Annotated in this window: 15 protein-coding genes; 10 read left to right on the forward strand and 5 right to left on the reverse strand. The window is 68.4% G+C overall.

Annotated features, from left to right (window positions below):
• The first annotated feature begins 4 nt into the window (after positions 1-4).
• The 3 genes from ASD05_RS05290 to ASD05_RS05300 all read left to right on the forward strand — a co-directional run bounded on the left by ASD05_RS05290 (position 5) and on the right by ASD05_RS05300 (position 2,598).
• Positions 5-979 (forward strand): Bug family tripartite tricarboxylate transporter substrate binding protein, encoded by a 975-nt coding sequence (locus ASD05_RS05290; protein WP_056588663.1) that lies wholly within the window; start codon positions 5-7, stop codon positions 977-979.
• A gap of 41 nt (positions 980-1,020) precedes the next feature.
• A complete protein-coding gene (locus ASD05_RS05295) occupies positions 1,021-1,947 on the forward strand; it encodes a LysR family transcriptional regulator (protein WP_056588664.1) in 927 nt (308 codons plus the stop codon).
• Positions 1,948-2,145: 198 nt separating this feature from the next.
• Positions 2,146-2,598, forward strand: coding sequence for a DUF2214 family protein (locus ASD05_RS05300; RefSeq protein WP_056588665.1), 453 nt, complete (start codon positions 2,146-2,148; stop codon positions 2,596-2,598).
• Positions 2,599-2,712: 114 nt separating this feature from the next.
• Here the strand turns inward: ASD05_RS05300 and ASD05_RS05305 are convergent, their stop codons facing one another.
• Positions 2,713-3,042, reverse strand: coding sequence for a hypothetical protein (locus tag ASD05_RS05305; RefSeq protein WP_056588666.1), 330 nt, complete (start codon positions 3,040-3,042; stop codon positions 2,713-2,715).
• 131 nt (positions 3,043-3,173) lie between these two features.
• Here ASD05_RS05305 and argS point away from each other — a divergent pair, with 131 nt between their 5' ends.
• The 7 genes from argS to ASD05_RS05340 all read left to right on the forward strand — a co-directional run bounded on the left by argS (position 3,174) and on the right by ASD05_RS05340 (position 11,482).
• Positions 3,174-4,859, forward strand: coding sequence for an arginine--tRNA ligase (gene argS, locus ASD05_RS05310; protein ID WP_056588667.1), 1,686 nt, complete (start codon positions 3,174-3,176; stop codon positions 4,857-4,859).
• A gap of 11 nt (positions 4,860-4,870) precedes the next feature.
• Positions 4,871-5,638, forward strand: coding sequence for an SPOR domain-containing protein (locus tag ASD05_RS05315; RefSeq protein WP_056588829.1), 768 nt, complete (start codon positions 4,871-4,873; stop codon positions 5,636-5,638).
• Between the two features lie 145 nt (positions 5,639-5,783).
• The gene (locus ASD05_RS05320) at positions 5,784-6,431 is read left to right on the forward strand and encodes a thiol:disulfide interchange protein DsbA/DsbL (protein ID WP_056588668.1); all 648 of its coding nucleotides are present in this window, start codon (positions 5,784-5,786) and stop codon (positions 6,429-6,431) included.
• A gap of 199 nt (positions 6,432-6,630) precedes the next feature.
• Complete coding sequence (lptA, locus tag ASD05_RS05325) at positions 6,631-7,347, forward strand: lipopolysaccharide transport periplasmic protein LptA (RefSeq protein WP_056588670.1); 717 nt, start codon at positions 6,631-6,633, stop codon at positions 7,345-7,347.
• Positions 7,344-8,138 carry an LPS export ABC transporter ATP-binding protein gene (gene lptB, locus ASD05_RS05330; RefSeq protein WP_007829871.1) on the forward strand — a complete coding sequence of 265 codons (795 nt, stop codon included), beginning with the start codon at positions 7,344-7,346 and terminating at the stop codon, positions 8,136-8,138. Before lptA ends, lptB begins: the two co-directional genes overlap by 4 nt.
• Positions 8,139-8,292: 154 nt before the next feature.
• Positions 8,293-9,870 carry an RNA polymerase factor sigma-54 gene (gene rpoN / locus ASD05_RS05335; RefSeq protein WP_056588672.1) on the forward strand — a complete coding sequence of 526 codons (1,578 nt, stop codon included), beginning with the start codon at positions 8,293-8,295 and terminating at the stop codon, positions 9,868-9,870.
• A 10-nt stretch (positions 9,871-9,880) separates the two neighbouring features.
• Positions 9,881-11,482, forward strand: a complete 1,602-nt coding sequence (locus ASD05_RS05340) for a phospholipase D family protein (protein ID WP_056588674.1) — start codon at positions 9,881-9,883, stop codon at positions 11,480-11,482.
• 37 nt (positions 11,483-11,519) lie between these two features.
• Here the strand turns inward: ASD05_RS05340 and ASD05_RS05345 are convergent, their stop codons facing one another.
• The 4 genes from ASD05_RS05345 to ASD05_RS05360 all read right to left on the reverse strand — a co-directional run bounded on the left by ASD05_RS05345 (position 11,520) and on the right by ASD05_RS05360 (position 15,279).
• Positions 11,520-12,164, reverse strand: a complete 645-nt coding sequence (locus tag ASD05_RS05345; RefSeq protein WP_056588676.1) for a YceI family protein — start codon at positions 12,162-12,164, stop codon at positions 11,520-11,522.
• A 56-nt stretch (positions 12,165-12,220) separates the two neighbouring features.
• Positions 12,221-12,814, reverse strand: a complete 594-nt coding sequence (locus ASD05_RS05350; protein WP_200955387.1) for a YceI family protein — start codon at positions 12,812-12,814, stop codon at positions 12,221-12,223.
• Positions 12,811-13,395: a cytochrome b gene (locus ASD05_RS05355; RefSeq protein ID WP_056588678.1), complete on the reverse strand. Its 585-nt coding sequence runs from the start codon at positions 13,393-13,395 to the stop codon at positions 12,811-12,813. Before ASD05_RS05355 ends, ASD05_RS05350 begins: the two co-directional genes overlap by 4 nt.
• 93 nt (positions 13,396-13,488) lie before the next feature.
• Positions 13,489-15,279 carry an ATP-binding protein gene (locus tag ASD05_RS05360; protein ID WP_056588680.1) on the reverse strand — a complete coding sequence of 597 codons (1,791 nt, stop codon included), beginning with the start codon at positions 15,277-15,279 and terminating at the stop codon, positions 13,489-13,491.
• Between the last annotated feature and the right edge of the window lie 23 nt (positions 15,280-15,302).

Genomic DNA, 15,302 nt, shown 5'->3' on the forward strand with positions numbered 1-15,302 from the left:
CACCATGTTTTTCATCACACGGCGCGCCTTGCTGGTTTGCGCCGCAGCCGCTGCATGCCTGCCCGCTTTCGCGGCCGACACCGCCTGGCCCGACAAGCCAGTGCGACTCATCGTTCCCTACACGCCCGGCGGCGCCACCGACATCGTGGCGCGGCTTGTCGCCCAGAAGCTGGCCGACGACACCAAGTGGACCTTCATCGTCGACAACCGCGCGGGCGGCAACGGTAACATCGGCATGGACGTGGTGGCCAAGGCCAAGCCCGACGGCTACACCGTCGGCCTGGGCCAGACCGCCAACCTCGCGATCAACCCGACGCTTTTTTCGAAGATGCCCTACGACGCATTGAAGGACCTGATGCCGGTGTCGGTCGTGGCCTCGCAGCCGGTGGTGCTGGTGGTGCGCGCCGACGCGCCGTTCAAGACGCTGGCCGAGCTGGTCGCCGCCGCCAAGGCCAAGCCGGGCGAGATCCGCCAGGCGCTCGCGGGCACCGGCACGCTGGGCCACATGGCCGGCGAAGTGCTGGCCAAGCGCGCGGGCTTCAAGGTGCTCAACGTGCCCTACAAGGGCGCCGCGCCCGCCATCACCGACCTGCTCGGCGGCCAGACCGACTACATGTTCGCCACGCCGCAGGGCGCGTTGTCGATGGTCAAGGGCGGCCGTCTGCGCGCGCTGGCCGTCACCTCGGCCAAGCGCCTGCCGGTGATGCCGGACGTGCCCACCGTGGCCGAGAGCTACAAGGGCTTCGAGGCGGTGGACTGGAAGGCGCTCGTAGTGCCGGCCGGCACGAGCGCCGATATCGTGAAGAAGCTCAACGCCGCCGTCGACAAGGCGCTGGCCAAGCCCGCGACCATCTCGCAATTGCTGGCCGAGGGCAGCACGCCCGTTGGCGGCACGCCGGAGCAGGCGGCGCAATACATCAAGGCCGAGCACGCGCGCTGGGGCGCCGCGGTGCGCGAGGCGGGCGTGCGGCCCGAATAAAGAAGAGGGCGGAACAAGGCGGGCGATATAGTTCCCGCCCCATGGACCGCCTCAAGCAGCTCGAATCCTTCGTCTCGGTCGCAACCCGCGGCGGTCTCACGGCCGCGGCCAAGGCCGAGGGCGTGGCGCCGGCCATCATGGGCCGCCGGCTCGATGCGCTGGAGGAGCGGCTGGGCGTCAAGTTGCTGGTGCGCACCACGCGGCGCATCACGCTCACGCACGAGGGCAGTGCCTTCCTCGAAGACTGCCAGCGACTGCTGACCGAATTCGCCAACGCCGAGGCCAGCGTGAGCGCCGGCGGCGTCAAGGCCAGTGGCCACCTGCGCGTGACCGCGCCAGCGGGCTTCGGCCGCCGCCACGTCGCGCCGCTGGTGCCGCGCTTTCATGCGCTGCACCCCGAGGTGACGATCTCGCTGAACCTCAGCGACCGCGTGGTCGACGTGACCGGCGAGAGCTTCGACTGCGCCGTGCGCGTGGGCGACCTGCCAGATTCGTCGCTGGTGAGCGTGCGGCTCGCCGACAACCGGCGCCGCTGCGTCGCGACGCCGGAGTTCGTGCGGCGCCACGGCAAGCCGAAGCACCCGGGCGAGCTCTCGCGCTTTGCCTGCCTCGCGCTTTCCAGCGACGCCTCGCAGACGCGCGGCTGGGCTTTTCGAATCACCAACGAGGCAGGCGCGCAGGAACTGATCCACCTGCGCCCGAGCGGCCCGCTCGACTGTTCCGACGGCCAGGTGCTGCACGACTGGTGCCTGGCCGGCCACGGCATTGCATGGCGCAGCACCTGGGAGGTCGAGGCCGAGATCGACGCCGGCCTGCTGGTGCCGCTGCTCGACGAATTCGCCGCGCCGCCCAACGGCATCTACGCGGTGTTCGCGGGCGCCAAGCACCTGCCGCTGCGGGTGCGACTGTGGCTTGATTTCCTCAAGGAGCAGTACGGGAAACCGGAATTCTGGGGCGGGAGGGCGTAGAGCGCTTTCGTCGCGTCACAATCTGGTTACATTCCAGTTCCATTGACGCTCCACCCACGCTGAAGGTGATCGCGGCTTTTTCGCGGAACACCGAGGAGCCGGCTTTGCCGGGCCTCAGGTGTTGCCCCCGCAGGGGGAAGGAGAAGCGACACGAAGTGCGCGAAGCCTGGGGGCGAGTCACAGCCTTGAAAGCCATCGATGACGCTCGAAGCCATCCTCGCCTATCTGCACTTGCTCGCCATCCTGACGATGGTCGTTTTCATTTCCAGTGAGGCGGCGCTGTGCCGCGTGCAGTGGCTCAACGCGGCCGTGGTGGAGCGGCTGGCCAAGGTCGACATGGTCTACGGCATCGCCGCCATCGCGGTCCTCGCCACCGGCATCGCACGCACGTGGTGGGGAATGAAGGGCACGGCCTGGTACTGGACCAACCCGCTGCTGCATGTGAAGCTGGGGCTCTTCATCATCGTCGGCGTGATCTCGATCTTCCCGACGCTGACCTACTTCCGCTGGCGCAAGACGCTGCGCGCCACCGGCAAGCTGCCGGCCGAGGCCGACGTGAAGAAGACGCGCCGGCTGGTGATGATCCAGGCGCACCTGATCGCGTTGATTCCGCTGGTGGCGGTGTTCCTGGCGCGCGGCTTCGGCAAGTAGGCCTCCGGGCGGGAAGAGCCGCACGGGGTTCGCCGGACTTCAAGGCCGGTCACGGCCATGAAAAAGGCCCGCACGCGGCGGGCCTAGTTTCACGAGCGACTGTGCAGTGCCGTTTCAGGCCTTGGCTGCATCCGCCGTGCACTTCTTCATGAAGCTGTTCTTGGCGGCGCCGGCCAGAGCCTTGCCGTTCTTGTCGACCGCCTTGGTTGCGCATGCGGGAGTCGCTGCAGCCTTGGCTTCCTTTTCGCACTTCTTGATGGAGCTGCTCTTGGCGGCGCCTGCCAGGGCCTTGCCGTTCTTGTCGACCGCCTTGGCTTCGCAGCTGGCGGCGGGTGCGGCCGCAGCGGCCGGGGCTGCCGCAGGTGCGGCGGCCTTGTCTTGCGCCTGTGCGGCACCGAAGGAAAGACAAGCGCCGAGTGCGACCAGGGAAAGGAGCTTCTTCATGGTGATATGTCCTTGCAAGATTGAGTTGTGACAGGAGCCCCGCCTTGGGGCCGGCCCTCCTAACGGCCGAAGACAACAATCGGATGACGATCGTTAATTGGGTCCGGGTTTGCCCCCGGTAAAATTCGCGGATGCTATTGGTCAAACAGGAGCTGCTCGCGGCGCTCGCGAACACGCTCGAATCCCTCTCGCCCGGCGCCGGCTCCAAAGCCGCGTTCGAGTCGCCCAAGGTCGCCGCGCATGGCGATTTCGCCAGCACGGCCGCGATGCAGCTCGCCAAACCGCTGGGGCGCAAGCCTCGCGAACTGGCCGAGCAACTGAGCGCTGCGCTGCTCGCCACCCCCGCTTTCGGCCAGTGGGTCGAGGCGATCGAGATTGCCGGCCCCGGCTTTCTCAACATCCGCTTGAAGACGGCGGCCAAGCAGCAGATCGTGCGCGAGGTGCTGTCCGCTGCGAATGCTTTCGGGCAGCAGCCGGCCACCGGCGAGAAGGTGCTGGTCGAATTCGTCTCGGCCAACCCGACCGGCCCGCTGCACGTCGGCCACGGCCGCCAGGCCGCGCTCGGCGACGCCATCTGCAACCTGCGCGCCTCGCAGGGCGAGAGCGTCTGGCGCGAGTACTACTACAACGACGCTGGCGTGCAGATCCAGACGCTGGCCAACAGCACGCAGCTGCGCGCCCGCGGCTTCAAGCCTGGCGATGCCGAATGGCCCAGCGGCGAGAAGGCCCCGGCCTACAACGGCGACTACATCACCGACATCGCGGAAGACTTCAAGGCGAAGAAAACCGTCAAGTCGGAAGACCGCGAAGTCACCGCCAGCGGCGACATCGAGGACCTCGACGCGATCCGCGAGTTCGCCGTGGCCTACCTGCGCCACGAGCAGGACCTGGACCTGCAGGCCTTCCGCGTGCGCTTCGACCAGTACTACCTGGAGTCCAGCCTGTACACCAGCGGCCGCGTCGAGGCTGCGGTGCAGAAGCTCGTGGCCGCCGGCAAGACCTACGAGCAGGACGGCGCGCTGTGGCTGAAGTCGACCGACTACGGCGACGACAAGGACCGCGTGATGAAGAAGCAGGACGGCACATACACGTATTTCGTGCCCGACGTCGCGTACCACATCGCCAAGTGGGAGCGCGGCTTCCACAAGGTCGTCAACATCCAGGGCACCGACCACCACGGCACCATCGCGCGCGTGCGCGCCGGCCTGCAGGCGGCGGGCGAAGGCATTCCCGAGGGCTACCCCGACTACGTGCTGCACACCATGGTGCGCGTGATGAAGGGCGGGGAAGAGGTCAAGATCAGCAAGCGCGCCGGCAGCTACGTCACGCTGCGCGACCTGATCGAGTGGACCAGCACCGACGCCATCCGCTTCTTCCTGCTGAGCCGCAAGCCCGACACGGAATACACCTTCGACATCGACCTCGCGGTGACGAAAAACAACGACAACCCGGTTTATTACGTGCAGTACGCCCATGCGCGCATCTGCTCGGTGCTGGCCGGCTGGGGCGGCGACGCCGCCACGCTCAAGGACGTCGACCTGTCGCCGCTGGAGAGCCCGGCGGCCCAGGCGCTGATGCTGCTGCTGGCCAAGTACCCGGCCATGCTCACGGCAGCGGCCAAGGATTTCGCCCCGCACGACGTTACTTTCTATCTGCGCGAGCTGGCCGCCAGCTATCACAGCTACTACGACGCCGAGCGCATCCTGGTCGACGACGAAAAGGTCAAGCTGGCCCGCCTCGCGCTGGTCGCCGCGACCGCGCAGGTGCTGCACAATGGCCTCGCGATTCTCGGCGTCAGTGCGCCGAGCAAGATGTGAACTCCCTCACCATGAAGAAGACAACCAGACAACGCGGCAACATCGTCATCGGCCTGATCATCGGGCTGGTGCTCGGCCTGGGCGTCGCGCTGGGCATCGCGGTCTACGTGACCAAGGTGCCGATCCCGTTCGTGACCAAGACGCAGCGCGGCGGCGCCGAGCAGGACGAGGCCGAAGCCCGCAAGAACCGCGACTGGGACCCGAACGCGCCGCTGGCCGGCAAGGCCGGGGCCGCCAAGCCCGCGCCGGCTGCACCGGCCGCCCCGGTCAATCCCGTCACCGGCGAGCCGGCAACCACCGCCGTGGCCCCGGCCACCGCCCCGCCCACGACAGCACCTCCGGTGCCCGTGGTGGTGGCGCCCAAGCCGCCGCGTCCGGCACCGGTGCCGGCCGAAGCCAACTCCCTGCCGGCGTCGAACGATCCGCTGGGCGACCTCGCCCGCGCGCGTTCGGGCAGCGTTTCGGGCTCCGGCACGACCACTGCCTCGGCCGCGCCGAGCAGCAGCAACAACAGCAACGCCAGCAGCAGTTCAGGCGCCGATCCGTTCATGTACTTCGTGCAGGCCGGCGCCTTCCGCACCACCGACGACGCCGAGGCGCAGCGCGCCAAGCTGTCGCTGATGGGCGTCGAGGCCAAGGTCACCGAGCGCGAGCAGGCGGGCCGCACCGTCTACCGCGTGCGCGCCGGCCCCTTCAACAAGAAGGACGACGCCGATCGCCTCAAGGAGCGGCTCGACGGCGGCGGCATGGATTCGGCGCTGGTTCGCGTGCAGCGCTGACCCGGCGGCCGCCACGAATAGCCCCTAAGCTTCGCGCCGCGGCATTTGCCGCCACCATCTGTCATCGCCTTGGGCGCGCCGTGAGTTGGGGGAACTCCCCGCCGCGCGCCGGCTCAGTCTGCGTACCAACTGGAGAACCCTTTCAATGAAACGTCGTGACTTTTCGCTGGCCGCCACTTCGCTGGGCCTGCTTTCGCTGGCTGGCAACACCGCCCACGCCCAGGCGCGCGCGCCCAAGGCCGGCACCGAGTACCTGGCGCTCGACAAGCGCGTGCCGGTCGACGCGCCCGCCGGCAAGATCGAAGTGGTCGAGTTCTTCTCGTACAACTGCCCGCACTGCAACGACTTCGAGCCGGCGCTGGAAGCCTGGGTCAAGACCGTGCCGAAGGAAGTGGCGTTCCGCCGCATTCCCGTGCCCTTCGTGGGCAACGACGTCGAAGCCAAGCAGCGCCTGTACTACGCGCTCGAGGCCATGGGCAAGGTCGACGAATTCCAGCCGAAGGTCTTCAACGCGATCCACGCACAGCGCCAGAATGTGAACGGCGACGCCAACATCATTGCCTGGGCCACGGCCAATGGCCTTGACGGCGCCAAGTTCAAGGAAGTCTTCACCTCGTTCGGCGTGGCCAGCAAGGCCAAGCGCGCCTCGCAGATGACCGACGCCTACAAGGTCGCCGGCGTGCCGGCGATGGCCGTGGCCGGCCGCTGGTATGTGGACGGGGAAACCGCCGGCAACATGACCAAAGTGCTTCAGGTCGTGAACTATCTGGTCGGCGAGGCAAAGAAGGGCTGACCCCCAGGGCTGCGCGCACTTCGTGTCGCTCTGCCTACCCCTTGCAGGGGGCAACACCCGCGGCCCGGCGGAGCCGGTTCCGCGGTGTTTCTGGTAGAACCGGAAGGAAAGTCAAGCCCGCTTCGGCGGGCTTTTTCATCTGTGCGAGCGGGGCTGACGCAATCAGCCGCATACAATGCCGAGCAAGTTTCGTGCCTCTATGACATTGCACTCTCACCCCACCACTTCCTTCCTTCGTCGCATCGGCCGCCTGGCCGCCGGCGCGCTGTTGCTGGCCGGCCTTGCCTCGGGCGCCGTGGCCGAGACCGCCGACCGCGCCAAGCCGATGAACATCGAGTCCGACTCGATGCGCTACGACGATCTGAAGCAGACCAGTGTGTTCACCGGTAACGTTCTGGTAACAAAGGGCACGATCATCATCCGCGGCGCGCGGCTGGACGTGCGCCAGGACGCCGAGGGCTACCAGTACGGCGTGGTGACCGCCGCGCCCGGCAAGCGGGCCTACTACAAGCAGAAGCGCAACGCGCCCGACGAGTGGATCGAGGGCGAGTCCGACGTCATCGAGTACGACAGCCGCGCCGACAACGTCAAGTTCATCCGCAACGCCACGATGCGCCGCCTGATCGGCGCCACGCCGAACGACGAAAGCCAGGGCGCGCTGATCGTCTACGACCAGAGCAACGACACCTACACGGTCAACGGTTCCACCGTGCCGCCGAACACCGCCGTCAACGCGGCCGCCCCGGGTGGCCGCGTGAAGACCATCCTGACCCCCAAGGCCGCGACCGCGCCGGGTGCACCCGCGGCGGGAGCCCCGTCCGGCGCCAAGGCGCCGCCGCCAGCGCCCACCCCGGCGCCCGGCAAGGGCCTGCGCCCGAGCACCACGCTCGGTGACGAGGGAGAAACCCGCAAGTGATCGAATCCGTTGTATCGCAGGACGCCAACAGCACGCCGGGCAGCCGCCTGGTCGCGCGCGGCCTGAAGAAGAGCTATGGCAGCCGCACGGTCGTGAAGGACGTCTCGCTCGACGTGCAGAAGGGCGAAGTCGTCGGGCTGCTCGGGCCGAACGGCGCGGGCAAGACCACCTCGTTCTACATGATCGTGGGGCTGGTGCGCGCCGATGCGGGCGACATCACCATCGACGGCGAGCCCATCGCCCACATGCCGATCCACCGCCGCGCCCGCATGGGCCTGAGCTACCTGCCGCAGGAAGCCTCGATCTTCCGCAAGCTCACGGTCGAGGAAAACGTGCGCGCCGTGCTCGAGCTCCAGAGCGAGCCCGATGCCAACGGCAAGATGGCACCGCTGTCGAAGCAGCACATCGAAGAGCGCCTGTCCGAACTGCTGGCCGACCTGCGGGTGGACCACCTGCGCGACTCGCCCGCGCTGGCGCTGTCGGGCGGCGAGCGCCGCCGCGTCGAGATCGCACGCGCGCTGGCCACCCAGCCGCGCTTCATCCTGCTGGACGAGCCCTTCGCCGGCATCGACCCGATCGCGGTGATCGAAATCCAGCGGATCATCAGCTTCCTGAAGGAGCGCGGCATCGGCGTGCTCATCACCGACCACAACGTGCGTGAAACGCTGGGCATCTGCGATCACGCGTTCATCATCAGCGACGGGCATGTGCTGGCACAAGGTACACCCTCGGAGATCGTCGACAACGCCGAAGTACGCAGGGTGTACCTGGGCGAACACTTCCGGATGTGATCGTGCGGCGAGGGTCAAGGATCATCGTGGCCACCGTCCGCGCGGAGCTTCCTCGCGGGGGCCGCCGCGCACGGCCGCCCGAAGCGGCCGGCCCGCCCCCGGTAGGGGGTTGGCGTAGCGCGAAGCGCGCAGCCTGGGGGGGAGCCATTTCCTCATGAAGCAAGGGCTGTCCCTTCGCGTCTCGCAGCATCTGGCACTGACGCCACAGCTGCAGCAGTCCATTCGGCTGTTGCAGCTTTCCACGCTCGAACTGAGCCAGGAAGTGGAGCAGATGCTGGACGAAAACCCGTTCCTCGAACGCACCGCGGAAGAAGCGGCGCGCGAGGAATTCGGGCTCGACACGGCCGATGCGCCGGTTCCGCGCGATGAGGGCGAGAGCGACTTCGCGCCTTCGGCCGCCAGCGCGCCCGCCGAGACCACCAGCACCACCACGGCGGATACCGACGGGCCGGCTGCCGAGATCACCGAGCGCGAGCCCGACTGGGAGGGCGACGGCACCGTCGACATGGCGGCGCCCGACGACAGCGAGTGGGGCAGCGACGCGCCCGCGCGCCAGAACAACCTGGGCGACGACGAACGCGCCGACGCCACCGAACTCGCGCGCAGCCAGGAGTCGCTGCAGTCATTCCTGCACCGCCAGGCGCTGAGCCTGCGGCTGAACGAGAACGACAGCGCCGCGCTGCGCTTTCTCATCGAATCGCTCAACGACGACGGCTACCTCGAAGACTCGCTGCCCGCGCTGGCCTCGGGCCTGGCCGGCGACGACAACGACCAGTTCGACGACCTCGTGCATCACTTCCAGGTGGCGCTCGGACTGTTGCAGAGCCTGGAGCCCGCGGGCGTAGGCGCGCGCGACCTCGGCGAATGCCTGTGCATCCAGCTGCGCGCCATGGCCAGCGAGGACGAGACCGACGAAGAGGCGCTGGTCCGCAAGACCGCCATCACCGTCTGCAAGCAGCCGATGGAGCTGCTTGCGCGCCGCGATTTCAAGCGCCTGGCCACGCTCACCCGCAGCAGCGAGGAGCTGGTGCGCTCTGCGCTGCAGATCATCGCGCGGCTGGAGCCCAAGCCGGGCCGGCGCTTCGTCGACGTGGAGCGCAACATCGTCATTCCCGACGTGATCGTCACCAAGACCGGCCGCGGCACCAACGTGAAGTTCCGCGTCATGTTGAACCCCGAGGTGATGCCGCGCCTGCGCGTGCACGACATCTACGCCGGCGCGCTCAAGTCGCACAAGGGCGAGGGCAGCCAGGCGCTGTCGCAGCGGCTGCAGGAGGCGCGCTGGTTCATCAAGAATATCCAGCAGCGTTTCGACACCATCCTGCGCGTGAGCAATGCCATCGTCGAGCGGCAGAAGAGCTACTTCGTGCATGGCGAACTTGCGATGCGCCCGCTGGTGCTGCGCGAGATCGCCGACGAACTGGGCCTGCACGAGTCGACCATCTCGCGCGTGACCACCGCCAAGTACATGGCCACGCCGTTCGGCACCGTCGAGCTCAAGTACTTCTTCGGCTCGGCGCTGGGCACCGAGACGGGCGGCAATGCGTCGAGCACCGCGGTGCGCGCGCTGATCAAGCAGTTCGTGAGTTCCGAGAGCATCAAGAAGCCGCTGTCGGACAGCCAGATCTCCGAGATGCTGAAAGAGCAGGGCATCGAGTGCGCACGCCGCACCGTGGCCAAGTACCGCGAGGCGCTGCGCATCGCGCCCGCCAACCTGCGCAAAGCCCTGTAGAAAGACGCCGATGACCCGTCGCCTGCTGTCGCGTTGTGGGCACTGGGTTTTCGTCATGGCGGCGGTGTTGCTGTTCGCCGGCTGCGCCACCCTGCCCGACGAGGCCCCGCGCGCACCCACCAAGGCCATGGCGGTGTCGGCCGACACCGCCCTCGGCAAGCTCGCGCTGGCCTCGCAGCCCGACCCCGACCTGAGCGGTTTTCGCCTGATGCCCGGTGGCGACTTCGCCTTCGACACCCGCATCCAGCTGGCCCGCCGCGCCCAGCGCACGCTCGACGTGCAGTACTACCAGATCGAGAACGACGAGACCGGCCGCTACCTGCTGCGCACCCTGCGCGACGCCGCCCAGCGCGGCGTGCGCGTGCGGGTGCTGATGGACGATCTCTACACCTCGGGCGAGGACGAACTGCTGCTCGGCTTTGCCGCCACGCCCAACGTCGAGCTGCGCCTGTTCAACCCGTTCCCGGCCGGGCGCGCGAGCATCCTGAAGCGCTTCACCGCCTCGCTGTTCGACTTCAGCCGCGTCAACCGGCGCATGCACAACAAGCTGTTCATCGCCGACGGCGCGATGGCGGTGGCGGGCGGGCGCAACATCGGCAACCAGTACTTCACGCGCACCGCGGGCGAGAATTTTCTCGACCTCGACACCTTCGTCACCGGCGCGCTGATCCCGCGGCTGGGCAGCCTGTTCGACCAGTACTGGAACAGCATCTACGTGCGGCCGATCCAGTCGGTGGTGCGCAGCGAGCTGTCGGCCGAAGAGCTGCAGCGCCGCTTCGACGCCGCCACCGGCCCCGACACCACGCCGCCGCCGCCGAAGCCCGCGCCCAACGACCTGCTCGGCTACAGCCCGATGGTGGAAGACCTGAACGCCGGCAAGCTCGGCCTGATCTGGACCACCGCCGAGGCCTACGCCGATTCGCCCGAGCGCGTGATCGGCAAGACCGCCTCCTACGGCGGCGTGCCGCTGCTCGACGTCGACAGCGTGCGCTACAACGTGGTCGAGCAGATGCGCCGCGCGCGCTCCGAGGTGACCATCGTCTCGCCCTACCTGATCCCGGGCGCCACGGGGCTGGAGGTGATGCGCGAGATCCGCAACCGCAACGTGAAGATCAGCGTCGTCACCAATTCGCTGGCCGCCACCGACGAGCCGCTGGTGCACACCGCCTACCGCCGCTACCGGCCCGACATGCTCAAGCTCGGCGCCGACCTCTACGAGTTGAGCTCCACGCGCACCCGGCGCAGCGTGCGGCTGGGCCTGTTCGGCACCTCGGTCGGGCGGCTGCATGCCAAGTCGGCCGTGATCGACCGGCGCACGCTGTTCGTCGGGTCGATGAATTTCGACCCGCGCTCGGAGTCCGCCAACACCGAGATCGGGCTGATCATCCACAGCGCCGAGATGGCGCAGCAGGCGCTGAAACTCATCGACGTGCTCAAGCAGCAGGGCGCCTACCGGCTGCGCTTTGCCGAAGGCAGCAACGAGTCGCGCATCGAATGGGTCAGCGAGGATGCCGGCAAGCTCACCGTGCTGACCGAGGAGCCCGACTCCAGTTTCTGGGGCCGGGTCATGCTCGAGATCCTGGCGCCGCTGACGCCGGAGAGCCTGCTCTAGCTGGCGCTCGCGGCGCCGGCGATGCCGGGCAGCGGTGTCATTGCACGTTGACTGCTTCGACCTGCACCAGCAGCTTTACCTTGTTCTCGAAGCCGAAGTTCAGCCCCCAGGTAATGCCCCAGTCGCTGCGCTCCACCGTGGTCTCGAAGTCGCCGCCGCACACCTGGCGGTTGATCAGCGGGCTCAGGTAGCAGTTGAAGCGCACGGCCTTCAGCGTCACAGGCCTGGTCTGGCCCATCAGCGTGAGCGTGCCGGGAACGTCGACCACCTTGCCGCCGCTGAAATCGATGCGGTCGGCCACGAAGCGGCCGGTCGGAAACTCGGCCACGTTGAAGAAGTCCTTGCTCTGCACGTGGCGGTTGAGCAGGTCGACGCCGGTGTTGATGGAGCTGATGTCCATCGTGATGTCGACCTTGCCGCTGGCGCCGGTGCCGTCGATCTGCACGGAGCCGTCCTTGGTGCTGAAGCGCCCGCGGTTGGTGGTGGTGCCGTAGTGGCCCATCTCGTACATCACGAAGGTGTGGGTCGGGTCGATCACGTAGTTGGCGTTCTTCGCCGGCCCACCCGCGGGCTTGGCGGCCACGGCCGGGGCGAATTCCGCTGGCAGTTGCTGTTGCTGCGCCGTGGCGCTGCCGGTGAATGCGGCGGCCGACAGGGCTGCGGCGAGAAGGAGCTTTTTCATGGCGTTGGATGCGGGAGGAAAGAGGAAAGTGAATGAGGGGCGGACAGCCTGGCGCTTCACAGCGGCCCGAAGCCCGTGAGCGTGAACCTGAAGCGCACCTGCACGTCGTTGCCGACCATCGAGGTGTCGGTCCATTCGCCGTCGCCCACCTTGTAGTCCAGCCGCTGGATCGTGAAGCTTCCGGTGGCCACCGCCTCCTTGCCACCGGCCGCGGCGATGCTGACGGGCACCGTCACGTATTTGGCGATGCCCTTGATGGTGAGCTTGCCCGCCATCTCGAACTTGCCGTCGCCCAGTGCCTTGATGGCGCTCGACTGGAAGCTTGCCTGCGGGAAGTGCGCGGCGTCGAACCACGGCTGCTTGGGCAGCTCCGCATCGCTCATCGGGACGCCGAAGCCGGCGCTGGCCGTGTCGATCTGCAGCGCGACGGTGCCGCCCTCGGGCTTCTTCGGGTCGAAGGCCACCTGCGCGTCGAACTTCTTGAACGTGCCTTCCACGGGCACGCCCATTTGCTTGCTGACGAAGACGATCTGGCTCTTGTCGGCCACGAGCTTTGCGGCTGCGGGCTCGGCGCCGGCCGGCAGCGCCAGGGTGGCGAAAGCCAGCGCCGCGAGGGACGGCGCGAGACGGAAAAACAGGCGCTTGATCATCGAGCAGGTTCCTTGCGTGGCCGGGGCCACATGCGTTTCAGAAGACCGTCGCGGTCGATCCAGTGGTGCTTGAGCACCGCCGCCACGTGCAGCAGCGTGACGCCCGCCAGCACGAAGGCGCAGTTGCGGTGCAGCGGCTGCAGCACCGCCTCGGCGAAGGCGTGGTCGACCGGCACGAAGTCGGGCAGCGGCAGCACGCCGAACCATGCCACCGGCATGCCCATGGCCGAGCTGTAGGCCCAGCCGGACAGCGGCACCGCGAAGAACAGCAGGTACATCAGCGTGTGGCTGATGCGGTAGCTCGCCAGTTGGAGCGCCGACATGCCGGGCGGGAGCGCCGGTGGACGATGCCCGAGCCGCCACAGCAGCCGCAGCGCCGACAGCGCGAGGATCGTGACGCCCGCCCACTTGTGCCAGCTGTAGATCTTCAGGCGCAGCGGCGAGAACGGCAGCCCCGTCATGTAGAGCCCCACGCCGAACGAGCCCACGATCAGGGCCGCAAGCAGCCAGTGCAGCGCCATCGTGAACGGGTCGTAGCGCGGGTCGGCGGCGAGGGGTGAGGAGGATGCGTCTGAGGACATCGGGAGACAGGGCGGGGCGGCCTGTGCGCGGAGCATATATCGGAAGCGATGACATCACCGCACGGCCCGTGCCAGCCCGTCACCCTGCCGGCCTCAGCCCTGCGACGGCTGTTGCGCCCTCAGCAGCACCCCGCGCAGTGCGTCCGGCTGCACCGGCTTGCGCAGCGCGTGCCAGCCACGCTCGGCGGCGAGCCGCTGGGTGGCTTCGTTGATGTCGGCCGAAATCAGCGCAATCGCCAGCGACGGCTTCTGCCGCTGCAGCTTGTCGGCCAGCGCGATGCCGTCGAGCGCACCCGGCAGGCGGATGTCGCACAGCGCCGCGTCGAGCGCGCGCAGGTCGGCCAGCGCCAGCGCCTCGGCGGCGCTGGCATAGACGCGCGGCTCCACGTCCCATTGCCGCAGCAGGGCACTGAGACTGTCGGCCACCACCGTGTTGTCTTCCACCACCAGCACCGCGAGCCCGGGGCGCAGCGTGCGCGTTGCATCGGCGCCGTCGTCCTGCGGCGCGAAAGCAGGGCGCGCCGCCACCATCGCACCTTCGGGCGCGGCAGGCAGCTCGAAGCTGAACACCGACCCCCGCCCCGGCGCCGAGCGAAGCGACACCGCAATGCCGAGCTGCGCCGCCAGCCGCCGCACGATTGCCAGGCCCAGCCCGTGGCCGCGCTGCAGGTTGCGCTCGACGTTGCCGATCTGCTCGAAGTCGTTGAACACGCGCTGCTGCGCGTCGGCCGCGATGCCGATGCCGCTGTCGCGCACCTCGACGCGCCAGGCCCGGCCGGTGCCGCGCCGGCGCGCCCGCACCGCCAGCAGCACGCGCCCGCGCGGCGTGAACTTGACCGCGTTGTCGACCAGGTTGGCGAGCACGCGGCGCAGCGACACGGTGTCGCTCCAGGCGATGGCGTCGTGCGGGCAGCGCACCAGCACCCGGCCGTCGCCTGCCTGCCGCGCCAGCCCCAGCAGCAGCGGCGCCAGAGCCACTGCCACCGGACGCAGCGGATCGACCGCGGCCTCGATGCGGCCGATTTCGAGCAGCTGGTTGGTCAGCCCTTCGAGCGCCTGCTGCGCGCGCGCCAGCGAGCCCACGGTGTACTGAACCGCCTCCATGTCCGCGCCGCTGCTCAGCTGCTGGCGCAGCACTTCGGCCTGCAGGCCGATGGCCATCACCGGCTGGCGCAGGTCGTGGTTGGCGGCGGAGAAGAAACGCAGCCGCTCGGCCTGCGCCTGCTCGGAGGCGCGCAGGCCGGCCAGCGCCTGTTCGCGCAGCGTGCGTTCGTTGAGCCGCAGGCCGATGTTTTCTTCGAGCTGGCGCGAGCGTTCGGCCACCAGCTTCCACATCATCGCGATCAGGCCGATGCCGATGACCGCCACGGCCATCATCACCGGCGCGCCCAGCCAGAGGCCGGTGACGATGATCGGCGCCAGCAGCAGCGTGATCGCCAATTGCGTGGCGGGCGTATAGAACGACACCGAGAAGGCCGACGACAGCGTCATGCCCATCAGGATCAGGCCCAGCAGCAGCTGCAGGTCGACGCGCGCGGGGTCGAACAGCAGCACGCCGGCCAGCCCGTGCGCCAGTTCCCAGATGGCCGTGCGCAGCGTGTGCGTGCGCTGTGCCTCGCGCAGGTTGGTGGGCGTGAAGGGCTCGGGCAGGCGCTGCGGGAAGAAGCCGCGCATCACCGTCACCCCGGTGACCAGCGCGATCCACACCAGTGCGCGCGGCACCGAGTACTGCCAGGCGAAGAGCGCCGCCACGCCGCAGTTCAGCAGGTATTGCACCAGCAGCACCGGGCCGATGGGCCGGATGGACAGCCGCAGCACCTCGCACTGGATCGCGAAGCGGTCGCTGCTGCCGGCGGCGGCCGGGGATGCGGGGGTGGGAGTCATCGGCAAATCGACTATATAGAGAA

Origin of the sequence: Variovorax sp. Root434 (assembly GCF_001426595.1) — a bacterium.
Lineage (GTDB): Bacteria > Pseudomonadota > Gammaproteobacteria > Burkholderiales > Burkholderiaceae_C > Variovorax.